A 17,791-nucleotide genomic window follows, 5' to 3' on the forward strand; every position below is an offset into this window, starting at 1 on the left:
CACTAAGAAATTCATTAAGTGTTGCTTGGAAAGATTCAAGAGTGGGTTTTTGTGTAATGAGCCGCTATACCAAGGATGAATCATGATTCAAATTGTAGTTCTGCCCCACCCCCAGCTTTGCCCTGAAGGTGCAGTGCTGGAAGCCGAAGCGGGCACGTCGATTTGCGATGTGCTACTCGCCAACGATATTGAAATCGAACACGCTTGCGAAAAATCCTGTGCCTGCACCACCTGCCACGTGATTATTCGTGAAGGCTTTAAATCGCTTGCGCCATCTGATGAGCTAGAAGACGATATGCTGGATAAAGCATGGGGCTTAGAATCCGAATCTCGTCTTTCCTGCCAATCGATTGTTGAAGATACTGATTTAGTAGTCGAGATTCCTAAATACACGGTCAACCACGCGCGCGAGCACCATTAATTTACGGCCTACCTGTGCCGCTAGATCAAATGGCACGGAACCCGACATCTGATCGTAGTGACGAAAAAGGATTCAATCATGAAATGGACAGATTCCCGCGAAATTGCCATTCAACTGGCCGATAAATTTCCTGATCTAGACCCTAAAACCGTGCGTTTTACCGATTTAATGCAATGGGTTATGGAATTAGAAGGCTTTAATGACGATGCCAAACACTGCGGCGAAAAAATATTAGAAGCCATCCAGCTGATGTGGATGGATGAAGCAGACTAACAAAAACACAAAATGGCTGCAGCGAACCGTGCAGCCATTTTTGTATGCAGAAAAAGCAAGGTATATTGCGCTATGCTCATTGGCAGGCTAGCCATTAAAAGTGCAGCGCTTCAAACCGTGTTCAATTACTGCCACAGCTTGCAAAAATGCTTGAATATTAATTTTTAATAAACATGATTCAATTATCATGGCACTCCTTCTCCTTGCTATTTATTCAGCTAAAATGACAAGGATATATACGGAGCTTTGCATGGCCACATCACCCCGCCCAAGCGGACAGAAAGTATCGCGTCCCGCATCGGCACCCCGATTCGTTTTTGAATCACGCGCCGCACTTGATCGAATCTTAAGTAAGTCAGAAACTTACTCAGGGGTATTCCCTAGCCATATCGGCACCATTGCGGATCACCTCGGCCGTGCTTGCGATCTAAATCGCAATGTAGTGATTGGCATGATTATGCTGCGCCAGGATGGTACCTACGCAATCCGGCATGCCATTAATGTGGCCTGTGTGGTTGAGCTGGCACTACGCGACTTAGGCCGTTCGCCCACAGAACGCCGGCCAGTGGTCGCCGCGGCACTGACCATGAATATCGGCATGTATGCCATTCAGGAAAAACTATCAACCCAATCCGGCCCGCTCAGCGATGAACAAAGGCTGATGATGCAGGTACACCCGGTAGAAGGCCGTGATCTGCTGCGTAAATTAGGCGTGACTGATCCGCTCTGGCTAGATTATGTATTGCAGCATCACGAAATACCCGACGGCAGTGGCTACCCTCAGCAACTCTCTGGCGACGCGATTCATTTTGAAGCCCGGCTGATTGGTATTGCCGACCGCTACTGCGCCATGCTCACCCGTAATGCCTGGCGACGCGGGCAGCTTTCAGATCTCGCCCTGCTGACCTCGCTCACCGGATCTGCCAATAGCATCGATGTAAAACTTGGCCGGCTGTTTACCCAGACCATGGGGCTTTATCCGCCAGGCGCCGTAGTGCAGTTACTCAATGGCGAGGTCGGCATTGTGAAACGCCCGGGCCGTAGCGAGCAAACCCCTATTGTGGCCGCCATTTTTAATAAGGAATGGCACCCCCTGCTTGATATTGTTGAAAGAGACAGCGAAGACATCGACTACAGCATTATTGGCGTGATTGAAAGCCAGCGCGTAGCAGGCTTAATCCCAATGGAAGACGTCTGGGGTAGCGATGCGGCGGGTGCGTAAAGCACTTATTTTGCACATAGCTCAAGCAGCTCTTGCCGCTTAAAACCCGCTTAGTTAATCCATTAAAATACAAAATCCACACCTATACAGCGCTGAGCAATCATTAATTTTCCGCTCGCCTGCATATAAAACGACACAAAGCGTATTGCACACGCCCTAAAAAAAGCACACAATCCACGCAATGTGTAGATAAGGTGCCACCATGCAATCCGCTCAACAAACCATTCTTCGCGATGCCATGCGTCTGCTCAACCTCACCCGTGATGCGCTCACCGAGCGTTTAGGCGTGAGCCGCCGCGCTTTAGATAGCTGGTTACTGCCCAATACTTCCAACGAACACCGCAGCATGCCCACCATTGTTGAGCGTTTTCTTGCGGAAATCCTCAGCCAGCACACCCTAACCACACAGAGTGTAGATATGCCCCAAGCACATTGGGCACCTCACCTCCTCTCTGTAGAGCAATTTTCACGTGAATCGGTAGAAGAGCTATTTCGTATCGCCGATATCATGCAGCCTGTCGCCCGGAGGCAAAAAACCTGCCGTGTGCTCGAAGGAGCCGTGCTGGCCAATCTATTTTTTGAGGCCAGCACCCGTACCCGCATCAGCTTTGGCGCAGCATTCTGCCGCCTTGGTGGTTCGGTTTGCGATACCACCGGTTTTACTTTTTCATCGATGGCCAAGGGTGAATCAATTTACGACACCAGCCGCGTCGTTAGCGGCTACGCCGATGTGATTGTGGTGCGCCACCCCGAGCAAGGCGCAGTAGCCGAATTCGCCCAGGCCAGTAATATCCCCATCATTAACGGCGGCGATGGCCCCGGCGAGCACCCCACTCAAGCGCTGCTTGACCTTTACACCATGGAGCGCGAATTTTCGCGCCTCAATAAGCTCATTGATGGCAGCCACATTGCGCTAGTTGGCGATTTAAAACATGGCCGCGCTGCGCATTCACTGGCCAAGTTGCTTGGCCTCTACCAAGGGCTAAAAATCACCCTACTCGCCCCTGCTGGCCTCGAAATGCCCAGCAGCATTCTGGATGCAGCCAGCCGCAATGGAAATGTGATTGAATGCACTGATAATCTGGTAGCAGGCTTGGCAGGCGCAGACGTCATCTACGCAACCCGTGTACAAAAAGAGCGTATGCAGGGTGAAGTAATGGAAGGCTACGGTGAAAACTTCCAGATTAATTTGCGTGCCGTTGATACCTTCTGCAAGCCCGATGTGATTGTGATGCACCCGCTGCCCAGAGACAGCCGCTCCGGTGCCAATGATCTCTCCACCGATTTAAACCAAGATCCAAGGCTGGCGATTTTCCGCCAGACCGACAATGGCGTGCCCATCCGCATGGCCATTTTTGCCAAGCTATTGGGCGTCGATCAATTAATACAACACAGCTTGCGTGATATCAGCTGGCTACATCCGCAAAAACTAGGCCCCAATGATGCCTCGTTTGACGAGCTATAGCCCTACTCAAAAAGCGTCATCCCCGAGTACTTCTTTCGGAAATCCAGCACCTCTGCTGGATCCCCGATAAGACCATTCGGGGCTGGCGGATAGATTATTTTGAGAAATAAACATCGACCAAGTCATATAGAATGTGTAAGTCGTTTTTCTTGCGCACCGAGCCTCTGCGGGCAACAGCTGCGTCGTTGTACGCCCTATAAATATCGCCTCACTCCATGAGCAAACCTTAACTTAATGCCTACTTGTCCGTGCTACTCTCTGCGTGGGCACGGACGTGTCCCCCACCGTGTTGTGTTTTTCCGTAACGTAATTTCATTCAGTCATAAACACAGGATTTCCCATGCTTTTTGCCGATGTACTTGCCAGCCTGCCCACTATTGATCATTTATCCGCGCTTGAATTACTTGATGGCGAAACGGTGCTTGCACTCATTGAAAATAAACCCGGCCAAGCAGGTAGCTTGCGCGTTTATCATGCCCTGTACCAAGAATTTGGTGCCATCAACCCCATTGCAGCAGCAAAAGGCATCCGCCTTTATGCAGAGCATAGCCAAGATGCGCTGACCTTCCCCGGAAAGCACCCAAATATCGACCGTTTAATCGCTTTAGCGAACGATGGCCAGCCCTTAGCCGTAAGATTAATTGCCGCTTGTTGACCAATTCAAGCGATAAAGCTACATTCCAAGCTGATTAATCAGAAAAAATCCCATGTTTAAGCGCTACTATTTTTTAATTAGCTTGGTTTTTTGCAGCTTTGCCTACGCGGGCGCGCAAAAAGAAGAGCAACTCTCCTCGAATGTGCAAACCTCGATGCAAAGATCGATTAATGACGGGCAATCGCCCAGATTAGTCTTTGCAAGCCCAGCCGAGGGGGAAGTCTGGCTTGCGGCCATGTCGGCCCGCTTAGCCAAGCGCATTCCCGATGAATTTATCCGTCGCACCCTACTCACCGCCATTCATTACGAGGCCAGTCGCGCGGGTTTAGACCCGCAGCTCGTTTTGGGCTTGGTGCATGTGGAAAGCGGCTTTAATCGCTATGCATTATCGGTAGTGGGTGCAAGGGGCTTGATGCAGGTTATGCCTTTCTGGCAAAGATCGATTGGTAGCGGCACGCATAATTTATTCGATATGAATACGAATTTGCGCTACGGCTGCACTATTTTGCGGCATTACCTTGATATAGAAAACGGCGATTACTTCCGTGCATTAGGCCGCTATAACGGCAGCCTTGGCCGTGCCGAATATCCTAATTTAGTCTACGGCGCATGGAAGAATTACTACGCTTATGCGGATTCGGGCACTAAGCTGGCTGAGAAATAAAACAATGCCGAGCATAGGCTCGGCATTGTTTTACTTAAGTAGAATAAGGATGCCCGGGTAGTTGATCCATCTGCACCAAGCGAATAAAACCCATATCCATCTGAACCCAGCCGTATTCCATCCATACGCTCAGCTGTTTATTTACACTTTCACGGCTAGAGCCCACCATATTGGCCAGCTCTTGCTGAGTGAGTTTTAAATCAATCAGCACGCCATTTTCATCTTTAATACCATGCTGCTTAGCCAGCTGCTTGAGCGTTTTACCAAGGCGCTGAGGCAAGTTCAAAAACAGCGTGTCTTGCAAAAAATCATCCACATTACGCAGGCGCTGGCAAAGCGCAGAAATCATCTGATGCATTACCTTAGGGTGCTGCTCCAGATGCTGCATCACGCTATCGCGGCGTAAAACCAGCAGCTCACAAGGCTCTAACGTTTCTACCGTGGCCGTGCGCAGGCCGCCATCCAGCATGGCGATTTCGCCAAACATTTCTCCGGCTTCCAGAATGCAAATGGTTGCTTCTTTGCCTTCATCGCTGCTGCGCACCACTTTTAAACGACCATGCAAAACCGCAAACATCTCATCCCCCACCGAGCCCTGCACCACCACCATTTGCTTAGCGCGCAAGCTGCGTAACTCAGTCTGAGTAGCCAGCTCAGTTAATTCTGCATAACTTAAATCGCAAAATAAACTGCTACCCGATAATAATTTAGCCTTATCCATACAGATTCTCTTTGGGGTTTATTTACTACATATAGCTTAAATCGACAGGCTGGCAATCACCGGCGTGTGATCAGACGGCCGCTCATTTTTTCTAGGCTCACGATCAATCACGCAAGCACTGCATAAAGGCACTAATTCTTTCGATAATAAAATATGATCTATTCGCATACCGGCGTTCTTTCTAAACCCAAAACCACGATAATCCCACCAAGAAAACGACTTCTCCGGCTGATCAAATAAACGATATGAGTCCGTTAAGCCTAAATCTAGTAAAGCCTGAAATGCATCGCGCTCTGGCTCTGAAACTAAAACCTGCCCTACCCATTTTGCCGGATCATGCACATCGATATCATGGGGAGCAATATTATAATCACCCAGCAAGGCTAATTTTGAATGCACGGCCATTTCTGTTTTCAACCACGCCGTCATCGCAAGAAGCCAAGATAATTTATACGGGTATTTATCTGAATCTAATGATTGGCCATTAGGAATATAAGCACAAACAAGGCGTACCCCTTTTACCGTAGCGGCAATCAGGCGAACCTGATGATCGACAAAACCGGGGATATTCACCACCACATCGCTGATTGCTTCCCGTGCAATAATCGCCACGCCGTTATACGTTTTTTGTCCGGCAAACACCACATGAAAACCCGCAGCCTCTATCACTGCCTGCGGGAAATTAACGTCTTCCATTTTTGTTTCTTGCAGGCAAAGCGCGGTGACTTCCGGATTAGCCGCCAACCACTCCAACACCTGCGGCAGCCGCACTTTAAGGCTATTCACATTCCATGTAACAATTTGCATAATGCGCTGTATTCCTTTGATTCAATCAACTTATGCGGCCATTCTAGCTAAACAAGCCCAGCTATTTAACTTTATTCTTGCACAGAATCAAAATAGCCTCATTAAGCACATATTGTACTGAAGGTTTGCATCAGATAAATAGGGGCTCTAATGCCAACTATTACGCATTCATCATTAATGCCTCAGCCTCATCAAGACTAGTCAGTGTACGGGTCAAAAACGAAAAATAGATTAAACCACCCAATACCATGGCGCTATTTAGCAAAAAACCACCGTTTAAGGTGGTTTTTAATACTGAGCAATCACTATCGATGAGATAAATCCAGCGCCTGAAAAATAGCTAGAAATTGATGCTGCCCCACATGAAATTTGCAAAGAACCGGATTTTCCAGCTCGTCCGAGCTGCCTGGAAAGCCCTCAATCGTATAAGCGGTCTTGATGGTTCTGCCCTTGTCAGCGGCGTGGAATACTCTTTCCCCAATATTAAATGACTCCATCTCACAAATTCCTTTCATTACAGTTTCAGGAGTAATCAGCTTATCCTCAATATATCTTTCTAGATAGCCTTATCCCCTTGACTGGAAACAAAGAAAGCGCAAACAAGCTCCAGCACGATAAACCACTCCGCCCCCTAGCAAGGCGCAATTTCACTGCTAAGATGACTTATCCTATTTTTATGCTGGGGCTGTTATGTTGCGTTGCATCTTAAGTGGAACACTCATTCTACTGCTGGCCGCCTGTGCCTCTGGCCCCAACGAAGCGATTTCTAAACCACAGGCAGATATTAAATTTGTGGATTACAAAGGTTTCGATCGGGATTTAATCAACTCACTGAATGCCCCCCTGCCTAAAATTCAGGTCGCATTTTATGAGCAAATCACTCCTAATGCCCTGCCCGAACGCGTCCAGAAATGGATGGCCGCAGTAGAAGCCAACGGAGGTAAAGTAGATATCACCGTGCCAAAATCTAATTCAACAATTTCTGCCAAAAGCCCTCTACTTATTATTAGTGTGATTACCTCGCTTTGGTCGGCCAATAAAATGGTGCAAGAAGTCAGTGGCGAGGCACAATTTAATGCCGCCAGCCTCTACAACGCCGAAGTCATTTTAAAATACGATGAAAGCAATAAAATGGTGATTGATAAAATCATTTTCCATAAAAAATAAACGCCCCCGACAATTCAATAAGAGCCATGCCCACATCTGCATGGCCCGTAAAATAGCGCTGCCTGCCATATATCAACGAAATCCCCGCCTGCTTTTAACAATATGATCCAGCCCGCCTTTTCATCGCCAAGCACTGCATAAATTACCCGCCAAATTTTGAGCACTTCTATAGTGAGGGAAGTCGTTTTTAACGGCATCAAAGGCAGAAGTGCAGCATGAAACGCTTTATTCTTCTCGCTCTTCTCTCCACATTCCCCGCATGGGCATGGGGTGAAAGTGTGCCGGTGCTGCGTTTAGATACGCCCCAGCACCACGCCCCTATCCGCCGCATTGCCGTTGATGCCACAGAGCAATGGCTACTTACTGCGGGCGACGATAAAACAGCCCGCATCTGGCAGCTGCCTGCAGGTAACCCCGTTGGTGTATTGCGAGTGCCTGTTGGTACAGGCTTTGAAGGCCGGCTATATGCCTTAACGATCAGCCCGGATGGTAAAACAGTCGCCATCGCGGGGGATACCGGCGCAGCCAATGGCCCGATGCGCGTGTGGTTTTTTGATCGCGCCAGCACCCGCCTCATTCGTACCACTCTGCTGGGCCCCGGTGAAATCAAGCAATTGCGCTACTCACCTGACGGGCAAACGCTGGCCGCCTGCACAGCGACCACCCCTACTTTGTGGCTGATCTCTGCCCAAGGCAAAGTGCTGGCTAATCAGTCACTGCAAGGCAATTGCTATGGAATGGATTTTTCGCCGCAAGGATGGCTGGCGATCAGCGAATTCAATCGCAAACTATCGATCTGGCACTGGCGCAATGGCGAGCTTAAGCCATTAGCCGAAACACGCGATTTAGCAGGCGATTTACCCGTGAGTGTGGCTTTCTCTCCCGACGGGCAAAAGCTAGCCTTAGGCTATGTGGATATCCAAGCACCAGTGGACATCTGGGATAGCAGCCAGCTCAGCAATGGCCAACTCAAGCTGTTGCAACGCTTTAAAAATAACGATCTCAGCTTTGGTGCACTCAGTAATGTTGCTTGGTCATCCAACGGGCAAAACCTTGCAGCAGCGGGCAGCGCTTATCGAAAAGAGCCTAATTACGTACTACGTCGCTGGGACCTCGCCAATGGCCGCACCACCGATTTAGTCATCAATAGCAATACCGTGACGGCATTGCGCGCTTTGCCCGATGGCAGCCTGCTGTTTGCAGGATTTAATGGCCGCTGGGGCAGAGTTTTTAGCGATGAGCGTATAGAAACACAGCCACTGGCCATCGCCGATTTACGCGGCGCAGATCATCTACAAATAGCGAACGACGGCTTGGTGGTGCAATGGACTTACCAATACGGCGAGCAAACAGCTTGGTTTAATTTGCATGAACGGATTATCCGCATGGGCCGCGCGCCCAATAGCCTACAAAGCGCCTCAACACGCGGCTTTGGCTCTTGGGAGAATCACCGCCAGCCCGAGTTTGCAGGTAAATCGATCGCACTGGCTCCTGGCGAGTCCTCCCGCAGCGCGGCGCGGCTAGGCGATGATGGCCTGCTTGGCGCTGATTTTTTTATTCGCAGGTTAGATACCAACGGCCAGTTACGCTGGCAGATTCCCAGCGGTGGCGAAGCAAGGGCGATTGTGCCCACTGCCGATAATAAACGTTTTGTCTCTGCGCATAGCGATGGCACATTGCGCTGGTATCAGGCTTCGAACGGCCAACTTTTGCTCTCGCTCTTTTTGCACCCCGACGGCATACGCTGGGTAATGTGGACACCCCAAGGCTATTACGATGCCAGCCCCGGCAGCGATCAGCTATTGGGTTGGCAAATTAACGGGGGGCCAGACAGCCAGCCCGATTTCTTCCCGGTAGGGAAATTTCGTAAAACTTATCACCGCCCCGATGTGATCGATGAATATCTTAATGGCTGGGATATTGATCTAGCCATTAAGGCCGCCAATAACGCCATTCTTGCCGAGCAGCTCAGCCCGCCCAAGCCTGCCCCTCTATCGATCAGCCAGATTTTACCGCCAGTGGTGGAGCTCATGTCCCCCGGAGAAATCACCACCGCCGCCGACCAGCTCGCCATTGATGTGGTAGTACGCAGCCCGGCGGATGCCAAAGCACAGGTTTTAAAAGTGCGGGTGAATGGCGTTGAATCAGATATCAAAAATCAGATTGATGCCAGCAAGCTTGCCAACGGCCAGCCCATGCGAATTAGCTTTCCTCTGCCTGCACAAGCCGCCAGCGTGACCATTATATCTGGCAGCCCCAATGGCTTTTCGCCCGTTGCCTTGCTGCGGGTTAACCGGCCTCCGCTTCCGCAGCCTACGCCCACGACTATCCCCGTGCCCGCAGCCACGCCCATGCCCAGCAAACTGCCTGTACCGGTAGCCGCAACGCCGGCCCCCACGCCAAGCAAAATAATAAACCCGCCCATCATTACACCCGTCCCCAGCAAGGTGATCGCCCCTGCGCCCGCTATCCCTACTCCGACTAAAGTAGCGATCGCTACACCAGCCCCTGTGCCAAGCAAGATCACCACAGCAAGCCCTGCTCCCTTGGTATTAAAACCATCCCTTCCTGGCAAACCCAAGCTTTTTGTACTGGCCGTGGGGGTCAGCAAATATGCTAATCCAGACTACGATTTAGGCTTGGCAGAAAAAGATGCCCGCGACTTTAGTCGCAGTATGGAAGCACAGCGCAAGGGATCGCTCTATGGTGAGGTGTCTACTTTATTGCTCACCGATAGCAAGGCTACCCGCAGCCAAATACTGGAAGGGCTGAAATGGCTGCAAAGCAATGTCAGCAATAAAGATACTGCCGTGCTGTTTTTAGCCGGGCATGGCGTTACCCGCAAAGACCGGCGCTATTTCTTTTTACCGCACGATGTAGACACCAAGCGCCTTGATGAAACCGCCGTCGCCAACGAGCAATTTACCGAGTTTATTGCCCAGACCAAGGGGCAGCGCATTTTCTTTATCGATACCTGCCATGCGGGGAACGCCTTGGGCGGGCGGCGTTTTAGCCATGATATCGGCCAGATCGTGAATGACTTATCGTCAGATGAAAACGGCGTGGTGGTGTTTTCGTCCAGCACCGGCAAGCAGCTTTCGCAAGAGAACCGCGATTGGGGCAATGGCGCTTTTACCAAAGTTTTGGTGCAAGGCATCAATGGTGCAGCCGATTTTCGTAAAACCGGCTGGGTAACACAAAAAGGGCTGGATTTTTACTTGTCGTCCGAAGTGCCCCAGCTCACCAAGGGCGAGCAAACGCCCTTTACCATTATTCCGTTTGGCATCCCGGATTTTCCGATTACGGAACGCATTAAAGGAGTATCAAAATGAATAAATGGCTCCCGCTACTGGGCCTGCTGCTGCTCGGTTTACAGCAAAATGCATGGGCTGAGAAAAAAGCGCTGATTTTTACCGTTTCAGAATATCCCAAGCATATTGGCACACTGCGCGGCGTGCGCTACGACGCCGAAAATGCCCGCCAGCTCGCCAATGCCATGGGAGTAAATGATAGCAATATCGTGCTTTATAAAGACGCCCAGCTCGATTTAAAAGGCATGCGCAATGCGCTGGAGCAATTTGCCAATGGCGTAAACGAAGGCGATCAAGTATTTTTTTATTACTCCGGCCACGGTGGACAGCAAGTAGTGCAAGGCGGTACACGCTGTGCCGTAGGCTTAATCAGCGTAGATGGCAAGATTTTGCTAGATAGTGAGCTACAACAGTTTTATCAAAAAATAGAAAATAAAACCTCGCAACTGCTCACCTTTGTTGACGCTTGTTTTTCAGGTGGGATTTTCAATAATGTGGTTACCCGCTCGCTGGATCAACCCAAAATCAGCCCCAAATTTTGGGGGGGCAGAGAAGTCAGCAGTAAAAGCCAGGCAGTATGCGACAAACCCATCAATGTATTAACCCGCGCCATTGACGAACACCAAGCCGATTCGGGCAGCATCAATCATGTGTATATCACCGCATCGCGCGAGAATGAGATTTCATTTGATGAAGAAAACAGCGGCGGCATGGTCACCGTGGCTTGGCGGCAATGCCTGAAATCAGCGCCTGATCTGGATCGCAGCGGCGCGCTATCCGTCGCCGAAATACAGCAATGCGCGCAAAAAAAACTAGAAGACCGGCTTGCTGGAACCAGTGATTTTAAAGCCAGCAATATCACGGTAAGGGGCAAGCGCGAATCGGTCTTTCAACTCATTGCAAACCCCAATGCCCCCAAACCACAAGCCCAGCCCACAATCAGCCCCGCAGAAAAACCAATCGTTGTTGCCTCGCTGGCCCCTCAAGTACCGAGCGCCATCAACCTGCAAGCCACGCTAAATGACCTTTACCAAAGCCGGGATGAGCGGCGAACTGTAAAACTAAAAACCAGTAAGGAAGGAAGCTACCACATTGGCGATGCGCTTAGCTTTGAAATACAAAGCAGCCATTCAGGCTATGTATATGTGCTGATGGTGGGATCAGACAACAAAACCTTTGACATGCTCTACCCCAATCAACTGGCCATTAATAATTTCCTGAATAAATCCTCGCCGCTGCCTTTGCCTAGCAAAGGCTGGAAAATGAGATTAGCCGAGCCTGCGGGCAGCAACCGCCTGTTAGTCATAGTCAGCGATGCACCCCGCGATTTTTCCCAATTAAGCTATCAAAAAATTGGGCCATTCTCTATTTTTAATGGCACAGCAAGCAGCCAATACGATTTACAAAGTGCCATGCAAGCGCTATCCCCCAAGCAAAAATGCGATAGCAGAGTAACGTGCACTTCATCCTACGGTGCAGCCTTGCTTGATATCACTGCGGAGTAACATCATGAACACCAGAATTTTACTCACCCCCCTTATCCTTATCCCGCTTTTATTCAACAGCTACGCCGCCGAGCCGAAGAATAGCGAACAAATGATTGAATCGCTGCTACCCAAAACAATGACACGTAATATTGTGATTGAAGAAGATGGCGAAGTAGCCCCGCCCAGCCAACAAGCAGGCAACCCCAGCATTTCGATTCCCATCGTGTTTGAATACGGCTCCAGCCGCCTCACCCTCGGCAGCCGCCGCACACTAGACACCATCGCCCGAGCGCTGAATCACCCCAAACTGCAAGCCTATCAATTTTTAATTGAAGGCCACACCGACGGCAAAGGCAGCAGCGAAACCAATCAAACCCTATCAGAAAAACGCGCTGCCGCCGTGCGAGACTACCTCAGCGGCCCCCGCCATGTAGAGCAAGTACGTTTACTTGTAATCGGCAAGGGAGCAAGCGAACTCCTCCTCCCCGACGAGCCCTATGCCGCAGCCAACCGCCGGGTGAAATTTGTCAATGTGGGGAAAATACAGGGAAATAAAACGGAGTAAATATCAAGATGGATGAGTGATCAAATCACGTAGGTACAAACCACGAAGTGTTTCGTACCTATCGTCGTTCAAAACGTATCACTATTCCAATTTAAGTGCATAGGGTAAATAGGGTTGGTTAATTATTCATCTCACCATGCCATTCAAATGCACTACTTATCACCTTCCCTCTTTAAAGCCATAAAAAAGCCTCACCCAAAGGTGAGGCTTTCTCATTCATCTGCTTAATTATTTAATCACCCATAAATCGGCAGCAATAAAAATAGCTTAATCAAAATCGCATTAGCAATATCAATAAAGAATGCGCCAACCATGGGCACAACTAAGAAGGCGATGTGGGAGGGGCCGAAGCGTTCGGTTACGGCTTGCATATTGGCGATGGCGGTAGGCGTAGCGCCCAGGCCAAAGCCGCAGTTACCGGCGGCTAAAACCACGGCGTCGTAGTTTTTGCCCATCACGCGGAATGTAACAAAGATAGCGAAAAGCGCCATCACGATGGCTTGCACCGCGAGAATGCCCAACATAGGTAGCGCTAATGAGCCTAATTCCCATAAGCGCAAGGTCATTAAGGCTATGGCTAAAAACAGTGACAGGCTTACATTCCCTAATACCGATACGCCGCGATCAAAGACTTGGTAAAGACCTAATGCAGATAAACCATTTCTCAGCACCACACCAATAAAGAGCACACATACGAAACCCGGTAATTCAAGGGCAGTTCCCTTTAATAATGTTGCGAGTGCCGATCCCGCCATCAGGCTCACAGCAATCAGGGCCAGTGTTTCGATAAAGACTTGGGGGGTAATCAGGCGCACAGCATGTGGCTGCTCAAAGGGGGTGGGGCTATCGTCGCTATTATGTTCAGAGCCGGGGATTTGTACTTTTTTAACCAGATAACGCGCAACCGGCCCGCCAATTAAGCCGCCCATCACCAGACCAAATGTGGCACAAGCCATGGCGACTTCGGTGGCGGATGCTAAGCCGTATTTCTCGCTAAACACGGCACTCCACGCAGCGCCCGTGCCATGCCCGCCCGACATGGTGATTGATCCGCCCAATAGGCCAAGCAGAGGGCTGATACCCATAGCGCTGGCGGCGGCAATCCCGACGATGTTTTGCATCATCAGCATGGAAACCACCACGCCGGTAAAGATAACGAGGGTGCGGCCGCCTTTTTTCAGGCTGGCAAGATCTGCATTCAAGCCGATACTGGCAAAGAATGCGAGCATCAACGGCGTTTGCATGCCGGTATCAAACTTGACTTCGGCCCCAAAACTCAGCCGTCCAAGCAGCAGTAAAACAGCGACCAATAAGCCCCCCACCACAGGCTCGGGGATGCTGTAATTACGCAGCGGCGGTGACCACTCAACAATTTTTCGCCCTAATAATAAAACCAGCGATGCTGCGACTAAAGTACCGTAAAAATCGAGTTGAAGCATATTCACCCTTATTGTCTTTATATAATCAATGACATTGAAATATTACATAAGAATATTTAGCTGCTTTATTCAGGTCGTGATTAAACAAGTCATTTATATTTAATACAAGCGAGGAAAACCCGACTGAAATCCCGTAATTCGTCATAAAGGTAAAAATAACCAAGGATAAATGACTATATCTATTTACTTCATGCCATTGCCATAGCCAGCGAGGGCTGCGTTATTCCAAATAAATAATTATATGGTATTAAATATAACGATTCACCGCATTTACGCTGCAAATTAATTATGCACAATCAGCGCCACTACCTTGCGATCTTCCGAAGTCAAAATATTAAAGGTGCGGCATAGTGCGCCGGTATCCATCACATCCAGACCAATATGCGCGGCGGCTAGTGCACTATAGAGCCGCGGATGTGGAAAGCGAATGGTTTTTCCTGTGCCCAATAAAACCACTTCAGGCTTATACGCCAGCACCGCAGTAAAATCGGCCTCAGTTAAATCATCAAAGCCCAAAGGCCGCCAAACATGGACCTCGCTAGCGGTAACCAACACATTGCCCTGATATTGCTCGGTATTCACCCGCACAAAATCGTCACCATAGCCTGAGAACTGATTCAGATTTTCGATGGCGGTATGTTGTAATTTCATGATGATTTCCCAATTAAAGACTCTGTATTTTAACTTAATCGCTGACGGATACGTTTTTGTATTCATTTTTTTGTTTTCGTAATCACATTAAGTGCAGTACAGCGCAATCTTTCGTTAGAATATAAGGTCCTAGCCTATAAGCCGCTGCCATGACTACCATTCTTAAATCAAACAAATTACAAAATGTCTGTTACGAGATTCGTGGGCCTGTTCCTGAGCGAGCCCGTCAGATGGAAGAAGAAGGCCAGCGTATTATCAAGCTGAATATCGGCAATCTGGCGCCGTTTGGCTTTGATGCCCCCGAAGAAGTGGTGCAAGACATGATTCGCAACCTGCCCAATTCCGCAGGCTATGTCGATTCCAAAGGCCTGTTTCAGGCACGTAAAGCAGTCATGCATTACACGCAATCCAAAAATATTAGCGATGTGACGGTAGACGATATTTATATTGGCAACGGCGCATCCGAGCTAATCGTGATGGCCATGCAGGGCCTGCTCAATGATGGCGATGAAGTCTTGGTACCGATGCCGGATTATCCGCTCTGGACAGCCGCAGTCAGCCTGGCAGGTGGCACGCCACGCCATTATCTATGCGATGAAGCCAATGAATGGTACCCATCGCTGGAAGATATTCGCAGCAAAATCAGCGCCAAAACCAAAGCCATTGTAATTATCAACCCGAATAATCCAACGGGTGCTTTATATCCTGATTCGCTGCTCAAAGACATTATTCAAATTGCGCGTGAACATAGCCTGATTATTTACGCCGATGAAATCTACGACAAAGTGCTTTACGACGGCGCAACGCATACCTCAATTGCCTCTCTGGAATCAAAAGAGAAGGATATTTTGTTTGTAACCTTTAACGGCTTATCCAAAAATTATCGCGCTTGTGGCTTTAGAGCGGGTTGGATGTTTGTCTCTGGCAATAAGAAAATAGCAAAAGATTATATCGAGGGATTGAATATCCTCGCTACCATGCGACTCTGCGCCAATGTGCCTGCCCAATACGCCATTCAAACCGCGCTGGGCGGATATCAGAGCATTAATGATTTAGTCAAACCCACAGGCCGTCTCGCTAAGCAACGCGATCTGGCCTACAAGCTGCTCACGGAGATCCCGGGAGTAAGCTGTGTAAAACCAAGAGCAGCGCTCTATATGTTCCCTAAGCTGGATCCGGCCATTTACCCGATTGCCGACGATCAGCAGTTTATTTTAGAGCTATTACAAGAAGAGAAAGTGCTGCTGGTGCAAGGCACAGGCTTCAACTGGCAAACGCCTGATCATTTCCGCGTGGTGTTCTTACCCAATCTGGATGATCTCACTGACGCCATTGCCCGCCTTGCCCGCTTCTTAGCAAACTATCGAAAACGTCACGGCACAGATTAATCAGAGGAATAAAACAAATGAAACCCATCAATGTAGGTTTATGCGGTGTAGGCACTGTAGGCGGCGGAACAGTTACGGTTCTGAAAAGGAATGCCATCGAAATTACCCGCCGCGCAGGCAGGCCGATTGTCATTACCATGGCAGCCAACCGTGATCTAGTCCGTGCTCGTGAGCTATGCGGTGATGACATCACCCTGACAGACGACGCTATGGATGTAGTCAACAACCCAGACATCGACATTGTGGTAGAACTCATTGGCGGCACCACCATCGCCAAAGACCTCGTCTTGGCTGCCATTGCCAATGGCAAGCATGTAGTCACCGCCAATAAAAAACTGATCGCCGAATACGGCAATGAGATTTTCGCCCGCGCTACCGAAAAAGGCGTGATGGTTTCATTTGAAGCCGCCGTAGCCGGTGGCATCCCGATTATTAAAGCGCTGCGTGAAGGCCTAACCGCCAATAAAATTGAATGGGTGGCGGGCATTATCAATGGCACATCTAACTTTATCCTGACAGAAATGCGCGATAAAGGCCTTGCCTTTGCCGATGTATTAAAAGAAGCGCAACGCCTTGGCTATGCCGAAGCTGACCCTACTTTTGATATCGAAGGCCACGATGCCGCGCATAAGCTCACCATCATGAGCGCGATTGCCTTTGGCATTCCGGTGCAATTTGATAAAGCTTACTTAGAAGGCATTAGCAAGCTGTCCGCCATTGATATTCAGTACGCACAAGAGCTGGGCTATCGCATCAAACTGCTGGGCATGACTCGCCGCCGCGAGCAAGGCATTGAGCTACGTGTTGCCCCTACGCTGATCCCTGCCAGCCGCCTGATTGCCAATGTAGATGGCGTGATGAATGCGATTTTGGTGAAGGGCGATGCCGTCGGTGCCACCATGTATTACGGCCCCGGCGCAGGTGCCGAGCCAACAGCGTCTTCCGTAATTGCCGATCTGGTCGATATCACTCGCCTGCATACCGCAGACCCAGAGCAACGCGTGCCGCATCTGGCTTTCCAGCCATCGCAAATTGCTGATCTGCCGATTCTGCCGATTGATGAAATTGAAACCTGCTACTACCTGCGTATCAATACTGAAGATAAGCCTGGGGTTCTGGCCGATATCACCCGCCTACTTGCCGACAACGATATTTCGGTCGACGCCATGTTGCAGCGCCCGATTGCTGGCGAAGCCCGTGCCGATATCATCATCATCACGCATCTGGCCGTCGAAAAACGCGTCAACACCGCCATCAAAGGCATCGAAGCCCTGCCAAGCATCACCGGCGCAGTCATCCGCTTACGCCTTGAGCATTTGAACGGCTGATACCAATCTAAAATTCTAAATCTGAAAGTTCTGTAGACACAGAGAACGGTGAGAAAAGCAAAGGCGAGAAAAAGCTGAGAAAACTGTCGTTGATGAGGCAAGGTAGGGCGGGTGAAACCCGCCGCTTTTGCAATATATTTGGTAACTACTCAGGCATTCAAACAAAACCCAAATCTTGAACCACAGAGAACACGGAGGACACAGAGTTCCACGGAGAAAACCAAGAG

General features: G+C 49.6%; 17 protein-coding genes. 12 read left to right on the forward strand and 5 right to left on the reverse strand.

The annotated features are described in order from the left end of the window. Positions 1 to 82 precede the first annotated feature (82 nt). From fdx to VN23_RS11385, 6 genes are all read left to right on the forward strand, one after another. On the forward strand, positions 83 to 421 hold the full coding sequence (fdx, locus tag VN23_RS11360; RefSeq protein WP_046350767.1) for an ISC system 2Fe-2S type ferredoxin: 339 nt from the start codon (positions 83 to 85) through the stop codon (positions 419 to 421). Between the two features lie 78 nt (positions 422 to 499). After that, positions 500 to 694, forward strand: coding sequence for a Fe-S cluster assembly protein IscX (iscX, locus tag VN23_RS11365; RefSeq protein WP_046350766.1), 195 nt, complete (start codon positions 500 to 502; stop codon positions 692 to 694). A gap of 250 nt (positions 695 to 944) precedes the next feature. Further along, positions 945 to 1,916 carry an HD-GYP domain-containing protein gene (locus tag VN23_RS11370; RefSeq protein ID WP_052746455.1) on the forward strand — a complete coding sequence of 324 codons (972 nt, stop codon included), beginning with the start codon at positions 945 to 947 and terminating at the stop codon, positions 1,914 to 1,916. Positions 1,917 to 2,118: 202 nt separating this feature from the next. Beyond that, positions 2,119 to 3,381 (forward strand): aspartate carbamoyltransferase, encoded by a 1,263-nt coding sequence (locus VN23_RS11375; RefSeq protein WP_046350765.1) that lies wholly within the window; start codon positions 2,119 to 2,121, stop codon positions 3,379 to 3,381. Between the two features lie 340 nt (positions 3,382 to 3,721). Next, a complete protein-coding gene (locus VN23_RS11380; protein WP_046350764.1) occupies positions 3,722 to 4,036 on the forward strand; it encodes a DUF2322 family protein in 315 nt (104 codons plus the stop codon). A 52-nt stretch (positions 4,037 to 4,088) separates the two neighbouring features. Next, a complete protein-coding gene (locus VN23_RS11385) occupies positions 4,089 to 4,700 on the forward strand; it encodes a lytic transglycosylase domain-containing protein (RefSeq protein ID WP_046350763.1) in 612 nt (203 codons plus the stop codon). Positions 4,701 to 4,734: 34 nt separating this feature from the next. Here VN23_RS11385 and VN23_RS11390 read toward each other — a convergent pair whose 3' ends face one another. From VN23_RS11390 to VN23_RS11400, 3 genes are all read right to left on the reverse strand, one after another. After that, positions 4,735 to 5,421 (reverse strand): Crp/Fnr family transcriptional regulator, encoded by a 687-nt coding sequence (locus VN23_RS11390; RefSeq protein ID WP_052746454.1) that lies wholly within the window; start codon positions 5,419 to 5,421, stop codon positions 4,735 to 4,737. A 36-nt stretch (positions 5,422 to 5,457) separates the two neighbouring features. Further along, on the reverse strand, positions 5,458 to 6,228 hold the full coding sequence (gene xth / locus VN23_RS11395) for an exodeoxyribonuclease III (RefSeq protein WP_046350762.1): 771 nt from the start codon (positions 6,226 to 6,228) through the stop codon (positions 5,458 to 5,460). A gap of 305 nt (positions 6,229 to 6,533) precedes the next feature. Then, positions 6,534 to 6,725 (reverse strand): hypothetical protein, encoded by a 192-nt coding sequence (locus tag VN23_RS11400; protein ID WP_046350761.1) that lies wholly within the window; start codon positions 6,723 to 6,725, stop codon positions 6,534 to 6,536. Between the two features lie 193 nt (positions 6,726 to 6,918). On the opposite strand from VN23_RS11400, the gene VN23_RS11405 reads away from it, so the two are divergent. The 4 genes from VN23_RS11405 (at position 6,919) to VN23_RS11425 (ending at position 12,758) form a co-directional block, all read left to right on the forward strand. After that, positions 6,919 to 7,395 (forward strand): hypothetical protein, encoded by a 477-nt coding sequence (locus tag VN23_RS11405; protein ID WP_046350760.1) that lies wholly within the window; start codon positions 6,919 to 6,921, stop codon positions 7,393 to 7,395. 215 nt (positions 7,396 to 7,610) lie between these two features. Next, complete coding sequence (locus VN23_RS11415; RefSeq protein ID WP_062654885.1) at positions 7,611 to 10,727, forward strand: caspase family protein; 3,117 nt, start codon at positions 7,611 to 7,613, stop codon at positions 10,725 to 10,727. Continuing rightward, positions 10,724 to 12,211 (forward strand): caspase family protein, encoded by a 1,488-nt coding sequence (locus VN23_RS11420; RefSeq protein ID WP_046350757.1) that lies wholly within the window; start codon positions 10,724 to 10,726, stop codon positions 12,209 to 12,211. Before VN23_RS11415 ends, VN23_RS11420 begins: the two co-directional genes overlap by 4 nt. Positions 12,212 to 12,215: 4 nt before the next feature. Next, entirely contained in the window at positions 12,216 to 12,758 is a 543-nt protein-coding gene (locus VN23_RS11425; protein ID WP_052746453.1) for an OmpA family protein, read from the forward strand. A gap of 236 nt (positions 12,759 to 12,994) precedes the next feature. Here VN23_RS11425 and gltS read toward each other — a convergent pair whose 3' ends face one another. Together gltS and VN23_RS11435 are read right to left on the reverse strand one after the other, a co-directional pair. Then, complete coding sequence (gene gltS / locus VN23_RS11430; RefSeq protein WP_046350756.1) at positions 12,995 to 14,197, reverse strand: sodium/glutamate symporter; 1,203 nt, start codon at positions 14,195 to 14,197, stop codon at positions 12,995 to 12,997. Positions 14,198 to 14,479: 282 nt separating this feature from the next. Continuing rightward, the gene (locus VN23_RS11435) at positions 14,480 to 14,848 is read right to left on the reverse strand and encodes an Mth938-like domain-containing protein (protein ID WP_046350755.1); all 369 of its coding nucleotides are present in this window, start codon (positions 14,846 to 14,848) and stop codon (positions 14,480 to 14,482) included. A gap of 149 nt (positions 14,849 to 14,997) precedes the next feature. On the opposite strand from VN23_RS11435, the gene VN23_RS11440 reads away from it, so the two are divergent. Then, a complete protein-coding gene (locus tag VN23_RS11440) occupies positions 14,998 to 16,236 on the forward strand; it encodes a pyridoxal phosphate-dependent aminotransferase (RefSeq protein ID WP_046350754.1) in 1,239 nt (412 codons plus the stop codon). Positions 16,237 to 16,253: 17 nt separating this feature from the next. Beyond that, entirely contained in the window at positions 16,254 to 17,564 is a 1,311-nt protein-coding gene (locus tag VN23_RS11445) for a homoserine dehydrogenase (RefSeq protein WP_046350753.1), read from the forward strand. Positions 17,565 to 17,791: the final 227 nt, after the last annotated feature.

This window comes from Janthinobacterium sp. B9-8 (assembly GCF_000969645.2).
Taxonomy (GTDB): Bacteria; Pseudomonadota; Gammaproteobacteria; order Burkholderiales; family Chitinibacteraceae; genus Iodobacter.

Coding starts and splice junctions, on each gene's coding strand:
- VN23_RS11375 (WP_046350765.1), top strand. CDS start 2,119: ATGCAATCCGCTCAACAAACCATTCTTCGCGATGCCATGCGTCTGCTC.
- fdx (WP_046350767.1), top strand. CDS start 83: ATGATTCAAATTGTAGTTCTGCCCCACCCCCAGCTTTGCCCTGAAGGT.
- VN23_RS11390 (WP_052746454.1), bottom strand. CDS start 5,421: ATGGATAAGGCTAAATTATTATCGGGTAGCAGTTTATTTTGCGATTTA.
- VN23_RS11445 (WP_046350753.1), top strand. CDS start 16,254: ATGAAACCCATCAATGTAGGTTTATGCGGTGTAGGCACTGTAGGCGGC.
- VN23_RS11400 (WP_046350761.1), bottom strand. CDS start 6,725: ATGGAGTCATTTAATATTGGGGAAAGAGTATTCCACGCCGCTGACAAG.
- gltS (WP_046350756.1), bottom strand. CDS start 14,197: ATGCTTCAACTCGATTTTTACGGTACTTTAGTCGCAGCATCGCTGGTT.
- VN23_RS11405 (WP_046350760.1), top strand. CDS start 6,919: ATGTTGCGTTGCATCTTAAGTGGAACACTCATTCTACTGCTGGCCGCC.
- iscX (WP_046350766.1), top strand. CDS start 500: ATGAAATGGACAGATTCCCGCGAAATTGCCATTCAACTGGCCGATAAA.
- VN23_RS11440 (WP_046350754.1), top strand. CDS start 14,998: ATGACTACCATTCTTAAATCAAACAAATTACAAAATGTCTGTTACGAG.
- VN23_RS11370 (WP_052746455.1), top strand. CDS start 945: ATGGCCACATCACCCCGCCCAAGCGGACAGAAAGTATCGCGTCCCGCA.
- xth (WP_046350762.1), bottom strand. CDS start 6,228: ATGCAAATTGTTACATGGAATGTGAATAGCCTTAAAGTGCGGCTGCCG.
- VN23_RS11420 (WP_046350757.1), top strand. CDS start 10,724: ATGAATAAATGGCTCCCGCTACTGGGCCTGCTGCTGCTCGGTTTACAG.
- VN23_RS11425 (WP_052746453.1), top strand. CDS start 12,216: ATGAACACCAGAATTTTACTCACCCCCCTTATCCTTATCCCGCTTTTA.
- VN23_RS11380 (WP_046350764.1), top strand. CDS start 3,722: ATGCTTTTTGCCGATGTACTTGCCAGCCTGCCCACTATTGATCATTTA.
- VN23_RS11385 (WP_046350763.1), top strand. CDS start 4,089: ATGTTTAAGCGCTACTATTTTTTAATTAGCTTGGTTTTTTGCAGCTTT.
- VN23_RS11435 (WP_046350755.1), bottom strand. CDS start 14,848: ATGAAATTACAACATACCGCCATCGAAAATCTGAATCAGTTCTCAGGC.
- VN23_RS11415 (WP_062654885.1), top strand. CDS start 7,611: ATGAAACGCTTTATTCTTCTCGCTCTTCTCTCCACATTCCCCGCATGG.